This is a genomic window from Pirellulales bacterium, from assembly GCA_035546535.1.
Classification (GTDB): Bacteria; Planctomycetota; Planctomycetia; order Pirellulales; family JACPPG01; genus JACPPG01.
In genome coordinates, this window is record DASZWQ010000077.1 from 1 (window position 1) to 17838 (window position 17838).

Sequence of the window (17838 nt, forward strand, 5' to 3'; positions counted from 1 at the left end):
CCAATCGGCGGTTCATGCGCGCGATGTGCAAGCCGAGCAGCAGTCGCGCCGCGAGCTGCACCAGAACCTGGTCGCGCGCGAGCGGCAGATCGACAAGCAATTGACGCACGCCAACGACCTGGCCGCCCGCGGCCAGTACCGCGCGGCCGAGGAAGCCGCCGGCGCGCTGGCCAACGGCAACTCGACCATCGTCGGAACGGCAGCACCGTTAGAAGCGCAATTGAAGGTCAATGCGGTCGAGATGCAGGCCCTGGCCGCGCGACGTCAGCGGCACCTGGAGGAAGAATTCCTCAATCAGGATCGGCAGCGGGGCGTCGACTCCGACGGTCAGCCGATCGCGTATCCGTCCGTCGATAAGTGGCGTCAATTGTCAGAGCGCCGCCGCGAATGGCGCGAGAATGCCAGCATGTACCGCCCCAGCGCCGGAGAAAAGCGCATCAACCAGGCCCTGCAAACCGTAACGAGCGTCGATTTCAAGGAAATGCCGCTGGCGGACGTGCTCGATTATCTCAAGCACAAGTTCCACATCGAAATCCAGCTCGACAACAAGGGCTTGACCGACGAGAACATCGGACCGTCGGTTCCGATCACGAGGAACCTGAATAACATCAAGTTACGGTCGATTCTGCGATTGATCTTGCGCGATCTGAACCTGGCCTACGTCGTGAAAGACGACGTGCTTTTGATCACGTCGATCGAAGCGGCCGACTCGATGACCACCGTGCGTGTCTACGACGTCGGCGACCTGGTAACGCCAATCCCGACGCCCGGCTTCTTTTGAACTTCACCGAAGGCGTTGCGCGTTCCGTAGCCGCATCTGCGTTGACCGAACGCGCGCCGGATTCTTTGATTCGCGCCTCGTTCGGCTACGAACGCCGCAGCCCTCACCCTGCCCTCTCATTCCTCACTCAATTTTCCGAAAGTGCAGCCGGAGGGAGAGGGGTTACGGATACGAGTATCGCGCGGTCTCAGCGCGCGCGGGGGAATTCGACCAGCACTTTTTGCGCGCCGTCTTTGCGGTCGCGGAACGTGTCGAAGGCCGTCTGGATTTCTTTAAGCGGAAAGCGATGCGTCACGAGCGCCGACAGGTCGATCCGCCCTTCGCCGATCCAGCGCATGGCCAGCGGAAAATCGCGCGTGAAGTCGGGATCGACACTCGTGTGGACCGTGATGTTCTTGTAGAACAGGTCCTTCCAGCGCAAGGCATCGATCGTCTCGGGCGGAACACCGAACGACAGAATCCGCCCGTACTTCGCGCACAGATCGATGCAGACGTCGAGCGCCTGATCTTCGTGTCCGACGGCCTCGATCACGACGTCGGGCAGCGTGCCGCCGGTGATCTTCCGTACCGCTTCGACCGGGTCCTCGCGGCTGCTGTCGACGACGGCCGTGGCGCCCATCTTCTCGCTCAATGCCAGGCGCGACGCGATCTTGTCGATGCCGATGATTTCGCGAGCGCCCAGGTTGCGCAAGCTGGCGTTGAACAGCTGCCCGATCGGCCCCTGACCGACAATCGCGACGTCCTTGTCGAGCAAGCTGGGCAATTTCTTGAGCGCGAAGATCACGGTTCCCAGCGGCTGGGCGAGGAGAGCTTGTTCGGGCGGGCGTCGCGTGTCGAGCGGGATCGCGCGCTCTTCGCTCACCGCATAGCGCTCGAACAAGCCATGCTGGCGCACCGGCACGGCCAATACGCGGTCGCCCGGGCGAAAGCGCTGGCCCGACGTGGCGATAACCGTTCCCACCATCTCGTGCAGCGAATAGCCTATCGGCTGCGGATACTTGGTGTGCGGCGAATCGAAATAGGGCAAATCCGAACCGCACAGGCAGGACAAGTGCGGCTCAAACAGAATCTGCCCCGGCGGCGACGATTTATCGAGCACCGGCTCGGGAATCTCGACAAGTTCGATCTTCCGTCGGGCGAGAATATGTCCGGCGAGCAAGGCTGTCTCCTCTCTAGACTTTCAACGAGCAATTCAAGGTATCAGCATACGCGTCAGTTAAGATAGGACAAGAAGGTCCCTGGTAACCCGCCGCGCCCCCCAAGCTGACACCCCGCATTCCAGAATCCGCCATGCCTGACAAGCCGCCGACCAAAGAGCGTCCGCGCGATCTCGACCCCTGGCATATGCGCCGCGCCCTGCACCTGGCCGCCAAGGGACGCGGACTGGTCGAGCCGAATCCGCTGGTCGGTTGTGTCATCGCCCGCGGCGCCGAAATCATTGGCGAGGGCTTTCACGCTCGCTTCGGCGGCCCGCATGCCGAGGTGAACGCGCTGGCCGTGGCCGGCGCGCGCGCGGCCGGCGCGGCGATGTACGTCACGCTCGAACCGTGCTGCCATCACGGCAAAACGCCCCCCTGCACCGAGGCGATCCTGGCGGCCGGGATTCGCGAAGTGGTCGTCGCCCAGGAAGATCCTTTCCCGCAGGTCTCGGGCGGCGGCATCGCCGCGCTGCGCGCGGCGGGTGTCGACGTCACGGTCGGCGTCCTGACGGCTGAAGCCGAGCGCCTCAACGCGCCGTATCTGAAGCTCGTCCGACAAGGCCGGCCCTGGGTCATCGCCAAATGGGCCATGACGCTCGATGGGCATACCGCCACGCACAGCGGCGCCAGTCGGTGGATATCGAACGAAACCTCACGCGCGAAAGTCCATGAGCTGCGCGGCCGTGTCGATGCGATCATGGTCGGCAGCGGCACCGTGGCCGCCGATGATCCCTTACTCACGGCGCGGCCTGCCGGACCGCGCGTCGCGACGCGCATCGTCTTTGGTAGGCAGTCGATGCTCCGCCTCGATAGCCAACTGGTGCGCACCGCGGCGGATGCCCCCGTGCTGTTCGCCACGATTCACGAAGCGCCAGCCGTGCAGGTCGAGCAAATGCGCAATGCCGGCTGTGAGGTCTTTCTGTGTCCTGGCTCGACGCCGCGCGAACGGGCCGACGCGCTCTTCGCCGAACTCGGGCGTCGGCGCATGACCAACGTGCTGGTCGAGGGGGGCGCGGGCTTGCTGGGCTCACTCTTCGACGCGGGGTTCATCGACGAAGTCCATGCTTTCGTGGCGCCTAAAATCTTCGGGGGCGGACCCGCAGGTGTCGACGGCACGGGAGTCGCCGATCCTGCATCTGCCTGGTCCCTCGACGATCCCACAATCGAAACGCTGGCCGGCGATGTTTACGTGCATGGCCCTGTACGGCGAGAGGCCCGGGCACGGAGCCGCGGTTGACCGGGGCGGGTGTGCGGCGCGCGGCTGACGATTATCCTATTAAGTGCCGCACCCCGGGGCGACTCGTCCACCGCGTGCATCCCTCCTTTGTCCTCCTGCCGAGAGTTATCGCGATGCCCTTTCCTCGTCGGAACGAATCCTTGAATCAATCCGCCGGCATGCTTATTTGCCTGTGGCGAAAAAGCATGGCACGAGGCTTTTGCGTCGTGGCCCTCTGCGCGCTCGTCGCGCTGTCATGGATGGCATTTCAGAACCGTGTCACCGCCGCAGATGCGCCGGCTGCGATCGACGACGAAGATTTCTCGGCCGAGCTGCCGCGTATCCCGCCGGTCGAGCCGCGCGACGCCGAAGCCACGTTCGTCGCGGCGCCCGGCTTTCGCGTCGAGCAGGTGGCGGCCGAGCCTTTGGTCGACGATCCGATCGCGATGGCCTTCGACGAAAACGGCCGACTGTACGTCGTCGAAATGCAGGACTATTCCGAGGATGCCGAGGGACGGCTTGGCAAGATTCACTTGCTCGCCGACACCGATGGCGATGGCCACTTCGACACGAGCAGCGTCTTTGCCGAAAACCTCTCGTGGCCAACGGCCGTGATCTGCTACGACGGCGGCATCTTTGTCGGCGCCGCGCCCGACATTCTTTATTGCAAGGATAACGACGGCGACGGGCGGGCCGACGTCACGCAACGCGTGTTCACCGGGTTCGGCCGCGGCAACGTGCAGGGATTGCTCAACAGCTTCGCCTGGGGGCTCGATAATCGCATCCACGGCGCCACGAGTAGCGCCGGCGCCGCCGTGCGCCGCGCCGATGATGAAAAAGCCCGGCCCGTGAACCTCTCGGGGCGCGATTTTGCCTTCGATCCACGCACGCTCGTGCTGACCCCCACCAGCGGCGGTGGGCAATACGGCATGAGCTTCGACGCCTGGGGGCGAAAGTTCGTCTGCTCGAATAGCGATCACATTCAACTGGTGATGTTCGAGGATCGGTACGTGGCGCGGAACCCTTACCTGGCAGCGCCAAGCCCACGGGTGAGTATCGCGGCCGACGGCCCCGCAGCGGAAATCTATCGCGCGAGCCCGGTGGAACCGTGGCGCGTGGTCCGCACGCGGCTGCGCGTAGCAGGCAAGGTGCCGGGCCCCATCGAAGGGGGCGGGCGCGCGAGCGGTTATTTCACGGGCGCCACCGGCATCACGATCTATCGCGGCGATGCGTGGCCTGCCGATGCCCAAGGACTGGCGATCGTCGGCGACGCCTGCACGAATCTCGTGCATCGCAAGCGGCTGGAGCCGAATGGGCTGGAGCTCGTCGCGCGGCGGATCGACGCTGAGAGCGAATTCGTGGCTTCGCGCGACATCTGGTTCCGGCCTGTGCAGTTCGCCAATGCGCCGGACGGGACGCTGTACATCGCGGACATGTATCGCGAAGTGATCGAGCATCCGCTGTCGCTACCGCCGGTGATCAAGCGGCATCTCGATTTGACGAGCGGGCGCGATCGGGGGCGGATCTATCGCATCGTGCCCGATGGATATATCCAACGGGCGCTGCCTCGGTTGGGGCAGGCCTCGACCGAGGAGCTGGTGGCGACGCTTGCGCACAAAAATGCGTGGCACCGCGAGACAGCGGCGCGGCTGTTGTATCAGCGTCGCGATCGAAAGGCTGTCGCAGCGCTGGTGAAGCTGGCCATGACCAGCGATTTGCCCGAGGGGCGGATGCACGCGCTCTACGCGCTTGCGGGGCTCGACGCTCTGACCGCCGACGTGGTGCTGGCCGTGCTCGGGGACGCCGACCCACGCGTGCGCGCGCATGCGGTGCGTCTGGCCGAGGGAGTCGCCAGAAGCGCGGACAACGACGTGGTGCCGATGCGCGAGAAGCTGTTGCAGCTCGCTCAGAGCGAAACCGACCTGCACGTCGTTTATCAGCTTCTTTTCAGCCTGGGCGAGCTGCCACCCAATGCGGCCCGGGACAAGGCGCTCGCAACGTTGGCGCGGCGCGATCCGGCCGATCGCTGGATGCGACTGGCGCTGGTCAGCTCGTTGGCCGCGGGCGTCGCCGACGTGTTTCAGCAATTGGCCGCCGACGAGAGTTTTCGCCGCCAGGAGGCGGGGCAAGTCCTGCTGACCACACTCGCTCAGCAGGCGGGCTCGGCCGGGCGAAACGAAGACCTGGCCGCCGTGATCGCCGCCGTCGAGGCGCTACCCGAGGCCGACCGGGCGTTGACCGGCCGACTGGTGCGCGGCCTGAGCGAAGGGGCCGCGCGGCAAGGCGGGTCGCTCGAACGGATCCTGGCGGGCCGCGGCGGCAAAAGAACCCGTGAGGTGCTGGCCAACCTGGTGATCGACGCGCAGGCTACGGCGCGCGACAACGATCAATCGCCCGCCGCGCGCGTGCCGGCCATCCAGATGCTGGCACTGGGCGCGCCGGCCGATGCACTGCCGATCTTGACGGCGCTTGTCGATAGTCGGCAGCCGCAGGAGGTGCAACTGGCAGCTTTGACGGCGCTAGGACGGATCGATGATCCGGCGGTGAGCAAGATCATTCTCGACGCCTGGCCCACGTTGAGCCCCCGCTTGCGATCACAGGCCGCCGAGGCGCTCTTGGCCCGTGCGGCGCGGGTGCCGGCGCTTCTCGATGCTATCGAAGGCGGACAATTCAAAGCGTCGGACCTGGAACCGGCGCGCGTGCAACAATTGCTCGCCCAACCCGATGCGGCGGTACGCGCCCGGGCCACGGCTCTCTTGGGCACCGCCAAATCGGGTAAGCGGCAGGAAGTGGTCGAGGCCTATCGACCCGCACTGTCGATTTCCGGCGATCCGGCGGCGGGCAAGCGGCACTTTCAAAAAGTGTGCGCCGCATGTCATCGCGTGGAAGGCATCGGCTACGAGATCGGCGCGAACCTGGCAGCGATGAAGAATCGCGGCCCCGAGGCGATCCTGGTGAACCTGCTCGATCCGAATCGCGAGGTAAACCCGCAATTCATTAATTACACCCTGACGACCGGCGACGGTCGCATTCTGACCGGCATGATCGACGCCGAAACCGCGACCAGCGTAACGCTGAAACGGGGCGAGAATGCGACGGACACCGTGCTGCGCGTGAATATCGACGAGCTCTCGGCGACGGGGCAATCGCTGATGCCCGAGGGTTTGGAGCAGCAGCTCGATCGGCAAGCGGTGGCGGATTTGATTGCCTATTTGATGTCGTTGCCGTAGGTAGTCGTGCAAGGCGCAGCGATGAGCGTATGACGCGGAAATTGTCACACGACGGTAGGGGAGCGTGCGATGCAACTAGCGAAGATGAAGCTGCTGACCATCATCGCGGAAGAAATCCTCAAGGACCGCCTGGTGAAGAAAGTGCAGGAACTAGGCGCGACGGGTGCCAGCTTTCATCGCACGCAGGGCGTCGGCGCGCGCAATGCCCGGCATAACGACATGTTCGGCGAGAACGTGCAGATGAAGGTGGTGTGCAGCGCCGCGGTGGCCGAACAGATCATGCAGTACATGGCCGACAACTATTTCGCGCATTACGCGATCGTTGCCTGGACGAGTGATGTCGAAGTGATGCGTGGCGATGAGTATGTGAAGGCTGTTTAAGGAGTGTAGACGGGACGGCCGCACCACAAAGGGCGGAAAGGAATGCGTCCGCAGATTACACGGATTTCGCCGATAGACGGATGGCGACGCACTCTCTCTTAGAAATCTGCGGATGACTTTGTGTTTCGCCCGAGCTTCGCATCGACGCTGTAGGGTGCCCTGCGGGCACCAGAATCCGCGTTCACATCCGGGTGCCCCATAGCGCACCCTACGAGATGAGCTTATCCACCACGCGGCCGTGCACGTCGGTCAGGCGGAAATCGCGCCCTTGGAAGCGATACGTCAGGCGCGTATGGTCGAAGCCCAATTGATGCAGGATCGTGGCGTGCAGGTCGTGAACGTGGATCACGTCCTCGACGGCGTTGAAGCCGAAATCATCCGTGGCGCCGACCGTTGTGCCCGGCTTGAACCCGCCGCCGGCCAGCCACATGGTGAAGGCGTTCGGATGGTGGTCGCGTCCGTCGTCGCCGCCTTGCACCATCGGCGTGCGGCCGAACTCGCCACCCCAGATGACGATCGTCTCGTCCAATAGCCCGCGCTGCTTGAGATCCGCCACCAATGCCGCGCACGCCTGATCGGTGTCTTTGCAATTCTTCTGCAGGTCGGCCTTCAGATTGCCGTGCTGATCCCACGCCTCGTGGAATAACTGCACGAAGCGGACGCCGCGTTCGATCATGCGCCGCGCCAAGAGGCAGTTGTTGGCGAACGACGGCTTGCCCGGCTCGGCGCCGTACATGGCCAAGGTCTGGGCCGATTCTTGCGACAGGTCCATCAGCTCGGGGGCGCTTGTCTGCATGCGATAGGCCATCTCGAACGAGTTGATGCGCGTGGCGATTTCCGGGTCGCCGATCGCTTCGAGCCGGCGGTGATTCAAGTTCGCCAGCGTGTCGAGCGAATCGCGCTGCATCTGCCGGTCGACGCCGGCCGGATTCGAGAGATACAACACCGGCTCGCCGCTGGTGCGGAAGGCCACGCCTTGATAGACGGTGGGCAAAAAGCCGGAGCCCCAGTTCGAATTGCCGCCGCTGGGTCCCTTCTTGCCCGAGTTCATCACGACAAAGCCGGGCAGATTCTGCGATTCGGCCCCCAGGCCGTATACAGTCCACGCGCCCATGCTGGGCCGGCCGAACTGCTGGCTGCCGGTGTTCATCATGATCTGGCCCGGCGCGTGATTGAACGCGTCGGTCACCAGCGAGCGGACGATCGTTACGTCGTCAACGATGCCGGCCAGGTGCGGCAGCAGCTCGCCGATCTCGGCGCCGCACCGCCCATGTCGGGCGAACTTGAAGCGCGGCCCCAACAGCTTCGAGTTCGGATTGATGAACGCGGCGCGATAATTCTTGATCAGCTCGGCCGGCGGCAACTGACCGTCGAACCTGGCCAGCTCCGGCTTGTTGTCGAAGAGTTCCAAGTGGCTCGGCGCGCCCGCCATGAACAGAAAGATCACGCGCTTGGCCTTGGCCGGATGATGCGGCGGACGCGGGGCAAGCGGGTCGGCCGGTTGGCCCGCGGACGTTGCAGCGGCGCGGGCCGTGTCGTCGCCGAGAAGCTGCGCCAAAGCCATCGCCCCCAGGCCAATGCCGCAATCGCGCATGAACCAGCGACGGGCCAGCAGCCGGCCGCGGTCGGAGGTTGGTGCGTTCGCACGGGTGGGCAAGCCACCAGGGACACCCGAGCGGTCGGCGGTTGGTGCGTTCGCACGGGTGGACGAGCCACCAGCGGCACCCGATTGCTTTGCGGTAAGCCGGCCCCTCACCCTGCTTTCTCCCGGAAGGGGAGAGGGTTTTGTCTTGCTGGCGATATTTCTATTCATGGCCGAATTCCTGTTGTTCGGTCCTTTATTCTTTCGTGATCGTTTCGTCGAGGTTCAACAGCACCCGCGACACCGCGGTCCAGGCGGCCAGCTCGGTGGGCGTGGCGCCGCCGGGTATTTTGTCCGGCGTCAGGGCTTCATCACTTGAGAGCCCACTGATCTGCCGCGCGTCGACCCAACCGGCGGCGATGCGTTCCTTCTGCGCGACGTAAAACCGCGCGAGCTCGGCCAGCTCTTCGGCCGCCGGAGGGCGTGCCACGCACAAACGGAACGCGTACTCCAGTCGTGCGCCGTCCGAAGCTTTCGCTTCGCTCAGCGTGCGGCGGGCGAGTGCCTGGGCACATTCGACCGCCACCGGCTCGTTCAAACCCACAAGTGCCTGCAAAGGCGTGTTCGAGCGCACGCGGCGCACGCACGAGAAGTCTCCGTTGGGCCCGTCGAACGTCTGCAGCGCCGGATACGGAAGCGAGCGATAGCGGAACGTGTACAACGCCCGGCGGTAGCGATCCGCGCCCGTGGAGGTGGGCCAGGTTTTTGGGCCGTAACTGACCGGCGGCAACAGCATGAACTCCGGCAGCGGCGGAAAGACGCTCGGCCCGCCCACTCGATCGTCGAGCAAGCCGCTGGCCGCGAGCGCCACGTCGCGCACCACTTCGGCCTCGACACGCAACCGCGCCCCACGCGCGAGCAGCCGGTTGTACGGATCGCGCGTCGCGAGATCAGGCGAGACGCGCGACGATTGCCGGTAAGTCGCCGACGTGACGATCAACCGATGCAGCTGCTTCAAGCTCCAGCCACGCTCCATGAAATCGACGGCCAGCCAATCCAAGAGCGCCGGATGCGAAGGGGCTTCGCTCTGCGTGCCCAGGTCCTCGCTCGTCGCCACCAGGCCGGTGCCGAAATAGGCTTGCCACACCCGGTTCACCAACGACCGAGCCGTGGTTGGCGAACGACGATCGGCCAGCCAGCGGGCGAACGACAGCCGCGTGGGCTGTTCATCGGCGAGCGGATGCAGGAACGACGGCACGCCCGGCGCGACCACGCGATCCGGCTTGAGGAAATCGCCGCGTTTCAGGACGTGCGTCTGGCGCGGCACGCTGCGCGGCAGCATCGCCAATTGCGACGCGCCGGCCGGATGCGTTTGCCACAGGGCCTCGATGCGGGCGTTCTCGTCCTGCCATTCGGCCACGGTCGTGCGCCAGTAGCCGAAGATTGCGTCCTGCTGCCGCGGCGTGCGCTCAGCCGCCGGGACCTTCAAGATCTCGCGCACGGCGGCGGGAAGCGGGTCGGCCGTGGCTTCGTTGGCCGCCGTGACCGAGAATCGGAAGCGCCCCAAGTTGTAATTCTGGTTGTCGTCGCTGTTCCAGCCGCCATGGTTTTCGACGAGCGAGATCGTGAGGATTGTGCCACCGTCGTAAGCGATCGGCTTTTCGGCCCTGAAGACGGCCTTGCGCGGTTGATTGCGCCGGCCGGGGCCGTTGTCGGTACACCAGGCGGTGTCGTGGTTGCCGTCGATGGCGAATGCGATTCCGCCGGTCGTGCGCTTCTTGTTGCTGCGATCGTCATAAACGCCCGGAAGGGGCGTCTCAGGCGGATTGACGTCGGCGGTGGCCGAAACGATCTTCACCTTCTCGCGCTTGTCGGGTGCGCTCTTCGGCGCGGCCTCGACCACGAATTCCGACAGCGCGGCCGTGCCGTAGATCGAGCGACCCGGGCCGGAGAGTGGCAGATTCGGATCGGTCAAGAGCTCGAGCCGGAACGCGCCGATCGGCGTCACGTCGGTGGGAATCGTCATTTGCACCGTGTGCTTGGTCGGTGCATAGCCGGCGGCCAGGATCGAGCCGTCTTCCTGCGGCAGGTGCTTTTCGCCGCCGCTGGTGTCGACGTCCGGCCGAACCACGATCCATTCCGGCTGGTTGTCGCGCACCGACTGTTCCCACTGCGCCATGCGATCCTGCCAGTCGGGCGTGCGCTCCTTGAGGCCCGTTTCGATCCGGGCAATCTCGGCCAACAGTGTGGCGCGGCGCATCTGTTCATCGGGCGTGTAGACCGCGATGTTCGCTTCGTGCGCGTCGTTCAACAGCGCGAACATCCGGTAATACTCTTCTTGCGTGAGCGGATCGAACTTGTGGTTGTGGCACTGGGCGCACTGAATCGTCAGGCCGAGCATGCTCTTGCCGATGGCGTCCATGCGGTCGAACATGGCCTCCATGCGGAACTGCTCGGGATCGATGCCCCCTTCCTCGTTGGTCATCGAATTGCGCAAGAAGCCAGTCGCCACGAGCTGATCTTGCGTGGCGCCGGGGAGCAGGTCGCCGGCGATCTGCTCGATGACGAACTGGTCGTAGGGCAGGTCGTGGTTCAGGGCGTTGACGACCCAGTCGCGATAGAAGTATGCCTGCCGTGGCTTGTCCTTTTCGTAGCCATCGCTGTCGGCGTAGCGCGCGCCGTCGAGCCAGTGGCGCCCCCAGCGCTCGCCGTAATGGGGCGAGGCGAGCAAGCGGTCGACCGCGCGCTCGTAGGCGCCTTCGCCGGTATCGGCCAGAAAGGCGTCGACTTCGGCGATCGTCGGCGGCAGGCCAGTCAGGTCCAGTGACAAGCGACGCAACAGCGTCGTGCGGTCGGCCGCGGGCGAGAGTGCGAGCTTTTCCGCTTCCAGCCGCGCGACGATGAATTGGTCGATCGGGTTTCTGATGCCCGCGCTGTTCGCGACCGCCGGCAATTCCGGACGGACCGGCGCGACGAAGGCCCAATGCGTGGGCTTGGATTTTGCCTCGCCGGCCAGCTCGTCGGGCCAGGGGGCTCCGGCCGCGATCCAGGCGCGCACCAGCTCGACTTCGCGCGGGTTGAGTCGCTCGCCCTCGGGGGGCATTCGCACGTCTTTATCGTCGCTCGTGATCCGCGCGATGAGCGCACTCTCGTCCGGCTTGGCGGGTGCGATCGCCGCCTCGCCCGACTCGCCGCCGGAAAGTGCTTTGGCGCGCACGTCGAGGCGATAGCCGGAGAGTTGCTTTTCGGCGCCGTGGCACTTTTCGCAATGCTGGGCGAAGATCGGCCGGATGTCGCGGCCGAAATCGGGCACCGCATCGCCGGCGTGGGCCGTGGTCGCGCCGGCCACGACGAACAAGACCACGAAGGCACGAAGGAAGCCGGAACGGGGCATGCAAAGACCTGGTCGTGGGGTGGGATCGTTCGGGCAGGACCGCGACCTCTAGTGTAATGCCCGGCTACAGGCAAAAACACCCGGCGGGGGGCGGCTCTTAGACCAGGCGGTCGTAGAAAGCCCGAGGTGTGAGGATAGGGATCTTGTGATAATCCCCGAGCGAAACAAGGTCCTGATCGCCCGTCACGAGAAAGTCGACCTGCCCAGCCACGGCCGTACCGAGGATTGGTCGATCCGATGCGTCGCGACATGCTTTGGAAGGAACGGAAGCGGGCTCGACGAGCGTTGAGTGCTCGCGGAGAAATTCGATGATCTGCTGGACTCGTGAAGCCGGCAGCTTGAACTTGCCTCCCAGATTACGTCGCACCTCGTCGAGAATCGCCTCGGAAGCGATTATCTCATAGCGATCCAGGCAAACGGCCATGACAGCTTCGCACAAACCGCGCGTTGCGAATGCGGCGAGGAGAACATTGCTATCCAGGACAACCTTCAAGAGATCGCCTTGAACACGTCCTCGTCCGTGAGGAAGCCTTGGGCTTCAGCAAAGGGAAGCGTCTTGTTGCGTAGCACGGCAAACCGTTGGGTAGCCACGTAACGGCGTAGCGATTCGCGAACGACGTCGCTTAGCGCGCGCTTCTCCTGCTTGCAGAGTTTCTCCAAGTCGCGCCGCAAGGGTTCTGGAATGCGAATGGTCAGAGTGCTCATGTAATACATTGTAATACATGTGTTCGACCGGACAAGTGGAAAGCGGTCCGATGCCCCTTTATCTAGTTCGGCCTTACGACTTGCGGCGAAACACCTTGACGCCGACGCGTTCTAAAATCCACGCCGCGATCCCGAATGCCGCGGCGCCGGCGCACAACGTCGGCACCAGCCACAAAAAGATGGGATACCTGCCGGACGGGAAGTCAGGCAGTGTGTACTCGACGTACCCGACAAACAGCGCCACGGTTCCGACGATGCATCCCAGCAAGAGCAGCCGGCCGGGTAACGTCAGAAATTGCTGCATACCGATTTCGGGTTGGGGGTTGTTTGTCGAAGCCTTGATCCGGGCGGTGTTGACGTTGGGGTTTGGGTTGCAGAAGTGGATGCGTGTCATACGATTTGGGGCGGTTTCTCGCGCCAATGGTTCTGCATCCGTTCGATCGTGGTACGCATTTCGTCCAAGGTATCGGCGTAGAAAACGAATTCGCAATGGGAAAGCCTTCGCGGAACTATTGTGCAACGGAACTTTGACATTGCCGACGCTCGCCAGTCGCAATTTCGATAAATCAGGACTCCGCGGAAAATCTCAACGGGACCGGTATACATGCCCCTGATTCTACCGCGCTGACGACTCGCCGTCCCCAACGGCTCAGTGGTCAGATTGAACCACTACACAGCAGGGGTCGTGGCGCGCGGCTACTTGGCGCCTGTCGCCGAAGCTTGCAGGCGGGACGCCTGCACCACAAATGAATCGGGGCTCGGATCGAATTCCGGTCACGGTCAAAATATTACGGGCAAAATATTGTGGTGCAGCCGTCTCGGCTGCGGGAATCCAGACTGAGTGGAGCCCGCCGAAGGCCGAATTTGACGTGGAAATCCACGGGTCTTACGATGATCGGCAGCGACGCATTACACCGCATTCGTTCTAGCTGACAGCCCACATGCTCTATATTCGCGGCCGTACGACCGATGCTCGACATGCCTGGTCGCGGCGCGACATGCTGCGCGTCGGGTTGGCGACCGGGGCGGGTTTGGCCGGCGGATGGCCGCTGCTCGGTGAACCGGCGCGCGCCAAACCTGCCGGCGCCGCGGGCGCGAGCTTCGGCCGCGCCAAGTCGCTCGTGCTGGTGTACCTGTTCGGCGGGCCGAGCCACATCGACATGTGGGATATGAAGCCCGATGCCCCCAGCGGCATCCGCGGCGAGTTTCATCCGATCAGCACGAACGTGCCGGGCATCGAGATCACGGAACACTTACCGCAACTGGCGCGTGCGGCCGAGCGGTACGCGATCATCCGCTCGCTGACGCATGGCGACAGCTCGCACGGCTCGGCCAGCCACACGATGCTCACCGGCCGGCGGCCGCGCAACCTGGGCGAAGTGCCGCCGCGCGAGGATGATTTTCCAAATTTCGGCGCCGTGCTCGGCAAATTGCGCCCCACGCCGCAGGGAACCACGCCGTTTGTGTCGTTTCCGTGGAACATCTCGACCAGCACCAACGTCGTGCCGGGACAGAACGGGGGATTCCTGGGGCAATCGTTCGATCCGTGGCGCGTCGAGCCGGCCGCAGCAGCGCTGGCCAGCAACCCGACCTTCGACGTGCCGCTGGCGAATCTGCCGGACGGCGTCGATCCGCGGCGTCTGCAAGCGCGACGGCAATTGCTCGACAGCCTGGCCCTGTCGCGTCGCGGCGCACCACTCGGTGAACTGACCACGATTTACGAACGGGCCTTTGACCTGCTGCTGTCGCCCAAGTTCCTGGAAGCGTTCCGCGTCGAGCGCGAGCCGGAGGCGATCCGCGAGCGCTATGGGCGGAACGTCTTTGGCCAGAGCCTGCTGTTGGCGCGCCGCCTGGTCGAGTCGGGCGTGCGCACGACGGTCGTCTATTGGCCCGACCGGTCCGAGCCCGAGGCGTTTAACAACAATGGCGTGATCGACAAGGTGGCGGTGGCGGCGTGGGACACGCACGGTCATCACGTGGGGAACACGCCGAACTTCCCGCGGCTGAAAGATCACAACTTGCCCCCCTTGGATCAAGGGCTGACCGCGTTTCTGGCGGACCTGGGCGAGCGCGGATTGCTCGACGAAACGCTGGTGGCCGTGACCGGCGAATTCGGCCGCTCGCCGAAGATCAACGGCGACGCCGGCCGCGATCATTACGGCAACGTCTTTTCGGCGCTCTTGGCCGGTGGTGGCATCCGCGGCGGCCAGGCGTACGGCACTTCGGACAAAATCGGCGCGTTCCCCGCCGACAAGCCGGTCACGGCGGGCGACTTTGCCGCCACGCTGTATCACGCACTGGGCGTGCGACCGGAAACCGAAATCCGCGACCGCTTTGACCGGCCGCTGCGCGTGGCCGACGGCGAACCGGTGTGGGATCTGTTCGCGTAGCCGGACAGTCGTCGGCCGTGCGCGTCACGATCGAACAGAATATCTCTCCCTCGCAGGGAGGGGGATTCTCGAGCGCGGTTGTGTACGATCCCCAGCGCGTCCGCGCGGCCACCGCACCACCTTTCTTGGGTCATCGGCGCGGACGGCCTATAATCAGCGCCGCCCAAGTCGAAGCGCACTCGCCGAACACGCACCAATCACCGCCGAGAATCCACGCCATGGCACCGCTCGATCGTCGTACGTTTCTTGGTTCGTCGCTGGCCGCGTCGGCGGTTCTTGCCAGCACCGCGCCCGCTGCGCGGGGCGTCGATCGGACCGCGACCGATACAGTCGACACGAAGAACCTCGGCCGCACACCGCACACGAAGTTTGCCGTGAACGTCGAGATGTGGTGGACGAAGCTCCCTTTTCTCGACCGCATCAAGGCGGCCGCCGCTTACGGCTTTCCGGCGGTCGAGCTCTGGCCCTGGCAGGGCAAGGACCTCGACGCGATCGCCCGGCTCTCGAAGGAGCTGAACATTGCCATCGCGCAGTTCACGGCCTGGGGTTTTACGCCGGGCATGAACGATCCCAAGAATCACGACGACTTTGTCGAAGCGGTCGATCAAGGGTGCCGCGTGGCCAAGAAGCTCGACTGCAAGAAAATGTGCGTCGTGGGGGGCGATGACCAGCCGGGCATGACGCAGGAACAAATGCACGACAACATCATCACGGCCTTGAAGCGCGCCGCGCCGATCGCCGAAGAGCACCAGGTGATGCTGATCCTCGAGCCGATGAACATTCGCGTCGATCACAAAGGGCATTGCCTGTACGGCAGCCCGGCCGCGGTGCGCATCTGCCGCGAAGTGAATTCGCCGATGGTGAAGATCAACTGGGACCTGTACCACATGCACATCAGCGAAGGCGACTTGTGCGGCCGCTTGAAAGAAGGCTTCGACCAGGTCGGCTACCTGCAACTGGCCGATCATCCCGGCCGCAACGAGCCCGGCACCGGCGAGATTCACTACAACCGCGTGCTGAAGGAAGCCTTCGATCTTGGTTATCGCGGCTACGTTGGGTTGGAATGCCGACCCAAGACGACCGAGCTTGCCGCTGCGCAAGGCGTGGCCGCGGCCGACGTGTGGTGATCCTCGCTGTAAATACTCGGATAAAGGACGCTAAGGATGCTGCAAGAGGGATCGCTCGATAAATCCACGGAAGAAGCTACGCCCGAGAGCCGGTTGATCCAATTGGTGTTGGGAAGTTGGCCGGCCCAGGCTGTCTACTCGGCGGCCAAGCTCGAGCTGGCCGATCATCTTCACGCCGGACCCAAGACCGCGGACGAACTGGCCGCAAAGGTCGGCGCGCACGCTCCGTCGCTCTACCGCCTGCTGCGGGCCTTGGCCAGCCTGGGCGTTTTCAGCGAAGACCAAGAAGGGCGTTTCACGATGACGCCCATGGCCGAACTGCTGCGCAAAAACAGCGATCGCTCGATGTGGGCCGCCACGGTGATGATGGGCGAAGAGCACTACGAAGCCTGGGGCAAGCTGCTGCAAGGCGTGCAACAAGGCGAGACGTCGTTCAAGCTCTTATACGGCGTCGGCGTGTTCGACTATTTCGAAACGCATCAGGAGGCGGCGCGGATTTTTCATCGGGCCATGACCGAGATGACCAGCCAGACGCACGTGGCGGCCGTCGAGGCGTACGATTTCAGCCGCTTCGGCAAGCTGATCGACGTCGGCGGTGGACGCGGCACGTTGATCGCCGCCATTCTCAGGGCTAACCCCAAACTGCGCGGCGCCGTCTACGATCTGCCCAGCGTGATGGACCAAACGCGCGGCTACCTGGCCGAGCAGGGCGTGGCCGACCGCTGCGAAGCCGTCGGCGGCGATTTTTTCGCATCAATTCCTGAAGGGGCCGACGCCTACATCTTGTCGACCGTCATTCACGATTGGCACGATGCCGAAAGCCTGAAAATCTTGCGCAATATTCATCGCGCCATGAAACCCGCCGGCAAGCTGCTGCTGGTCGAGCGCGTGCTTAAGGGGCGCAACGAGCCCGACTTCGGCAAGCTCATGGACCTGAACATGCTGGTGATGGCCGGCGGCCTGGAACGCACGGCCGAAGAATTCCAGGCTCTACTGGCTGACGCAGGCTTCGAAATGACCCGCATCATTCCGACCAAGTCGCCGTCGCAGGTGATCGAGGCGGTGCGTCGCAGTTGAACGTTTTTTCCTGACGGTTCGACGCGCCGAGCGGGAGGAGAATGCAGAAGGCAAAATGATGAATGATGCGTCGAAGAAGCGATGAGCGCGGAGTGATGAATGATGAGTGACAGTAGTGCCAACTTTGGCGAAATGGTGTAGGTGAACGCAAGGCTCCTCTTGTACATGACTTGTGTCTAGCAGGTCACTTCCAAGGAGGGAGCCATGCGTTCAAGAGCGAGTCATAGCATATCGAGTCGGGAAGTTCATCAGTGGACGTTGAATTGGTTGCTGCAAGCACAGCTATTAAAGGATCACGGTTGGCTCTGTTCGGCCACCGTGGTGTGGGGCATTGTGCTGCGTGCGGCTGCGCGTTCGATGTCGATCTGGGCGGCCTGCCGCGACCTGGCCGAGGCCCCGTCGGACCAGGCGCTGTTCAACGCCTTGAGCGACGGCCTGCCGAAGACCTTGCCGGTGTTGGAGCGGCGGTTGAACCAGGCGTTGACGGGTCATCTGCCGCGCCGCCTGCGACAACCGCGCTGGCAGGTGGCCATCGACTGGCACCTGGTGCCGTACTACGGCGCGCCCCACAAGAGTCGCAACGAGCTCTACTACGGCAAGCCGCGACAAGGGACCAAGCACTTTCACGCCTACGCCACGGCCTGCATCGTCGACTATGGCCAGCGTTATACATTGGCTCTGTCGTGGGTTCGTCGCCACGAATCGACGGTTCGCGTGCTCGAACGGTTGCTGGCGCAAATTCGGCAAATGGGCCTG

The 17838-nt window shown here is 64.0% G+C and carries 14 protein-coding genes; 8 read left to right on the forward strand and 6 right to left on the reverse strand.

Translation table 11 applies throughout. The features are described 5' to 3' along the window. On the forward strand, positions 1 to 781 hold a 781-nt coding region (locus VHD36_10150; protein HVU87672.1), incomplete at its 5' end, for a DUF4974 domain-containing protein. Positions 782 to 968: 187 nt separating this feature from the next. Here VHD36_10150 and VHD36_10155 read toward each other — a convergent pair. Beyond that, entirely contained in the window at positions 969 to 1940 is a 972-nt protein-coding gene (locus VHD36_10155; GenBank protein HVU87673.1) for a zinc-binding dehydrogenase, read from the reverse strand. Between the two features lie 131 nt (positions 1941 to 2071). On the opposite strand from VHD36_10155, the gene ribD reads away from it, so the two are divergent. From ribD to VHD36_10170, 3 genes are all read left to right on the forward strand, one after another. Then, entirely contained in the window at positions 2072 to 3217 is a 1146-nt protein-coding gene (ribD, locus tag VHD36_10160; GenBank protein ID HVU87674.1) for a bifunctional diaminohydroxyphosphoribosylaminopyrimidine deaminase/5-amino-6-(5-phosphoribosylamino)uracil reductase RibD, read from the forward strand. 185 nt (positions 3218 to 3402) lie between these two features. Continuing rightward, positions 3403 to 6426: a PVC-type heme-binding CxxCH protein gene (locus VHD36_10165; protein ID HVU87675.1), complete on the forward strand. Its 3024-nt coding sequence runs from the start codon at positions 3403 to 3405 to the stop codon at positions 6424 to 6426. 69 nt (positions 6427 to 6495) lie between these two features. Then, on the forward strand, positions 6496 to 6807 hold the full coding sequence (locus VHD36_10170; protein HVU87676.1) for a hypothetical protein: 312 nt from the start codon (positions 6496 to 6498) through the stop codon (positions 6805 to 6807). 208 nt (positions 6808 to 7015) lie between these two features. On the opposite strand, the gene VHD36_10175 is transcribed toward VHD36_10170, so the two are convergent. From VHD36_10175 to VHD36_10195, 5 genes are all read right to left on the reverse strand, one after another. Next, positions 7016 to 8401, reverse strand: a complete 1386-nt coding sequence (locus tag VHD36_10175) for a DUF1501 domain-containing protein (protein ID HVU87677.1) — start codon at positions 8399 to 8401, stop codon at positions 7016 to 7018. Positions 8402 to 8645: 244 nt separating this feature from the next. Beyond that, complete coding sequence (locus tag VHD36_10180; protein ID HVU87678.1) at positions 8646 to 11783, reverse strand: PSD1 and planctomycete cytochrome C domain-containing protein; 3138 nt, start codon at positions 11781 to 11783, stop codon at positions 8646 to 8648. A gap of 97 nt (positions 11784 to 11880) precedes the next feature. Further along, positions 11881 to 12276 (reverse strand): putative toxin-antitoxin system toxin component, PIN family, encoded by a 396-nt coding sequence (locus VHD36_10185; GenBank protein HVU87679.1) that lies wholly within the window; start codon positions 12274 to 12276, stop codon positions 11881 to 11883. Further along, positions 12273 to 12488, reverse strand: a complete 216-nt coding sequence (locus VHD36_10190; protein ID HVU87680.1) for a ribbon-helix-helix protein, CopG family — start codon at positions 12486 to 12488, stop codon at positions 12273 to 12275. The genes VHD36_10185 and VHD36_10190 overlap by 4 nt, the downstream gene beginning before the upstream one ends. A 73-nt stretch (positions 12489 to 12561) precedes the next feature. Continuing rightward, a complete protein-coding gene (locus VHD36_10195) occupies positions 12562 to 12909 on the reverse strand; it encodes a hypothetical protein (protein HVU87681.1) in 348 nt (115 codons plus the stop codon). A gap of 520 nt (positions 12910 to 13429) precedes the next feature. Here VHD36_10195 and VHD36_10200 point away from each other — a divergent pair. The 4 genes from VHD36_10200 to VHD36_10215 all read left to right on the forward strand — a co-directional run. Further along, entirely contained in the window at positions 13430 to 14878 is a 1449-nt protein-coding gene (locus VHD36_10200) for a DUF1501 domain-containing protein (GenBank protein HVU87682.1), read from the forward strand. Positions 14879 to 15096: 218 nt separating this feature from the next. Further along, complete coding sequence (locus tag VHD36_10205) at positions 15097 to 16005, forward strand: TIM barrel protein (protein HVU87683.1); 909 nt, start codon at positions 15097 to 15099, stop codon at positions 16003 to 16005. A gap of 36 nt (positions 16006 to 16041) precedes the next feature. Beyond that, entirely contained in the window at positions 16042 to 17082 is a 1041-nt protein-coding gene (locus tag VHD36_10210) for a methyltransferase (protein HVU87684.1), read from the forward strand. A 204-nt stretch (positions 17083 to 17286) separates the two neighbouring features. Then, positions 17287 to 17838, forward strand: a 552-nt coding sequence (locus VHD36_10215; GenBank protein ID HVU87685.1) for a hypothetical protein, incomplete at its 3' end; no start/stop codon positions are given.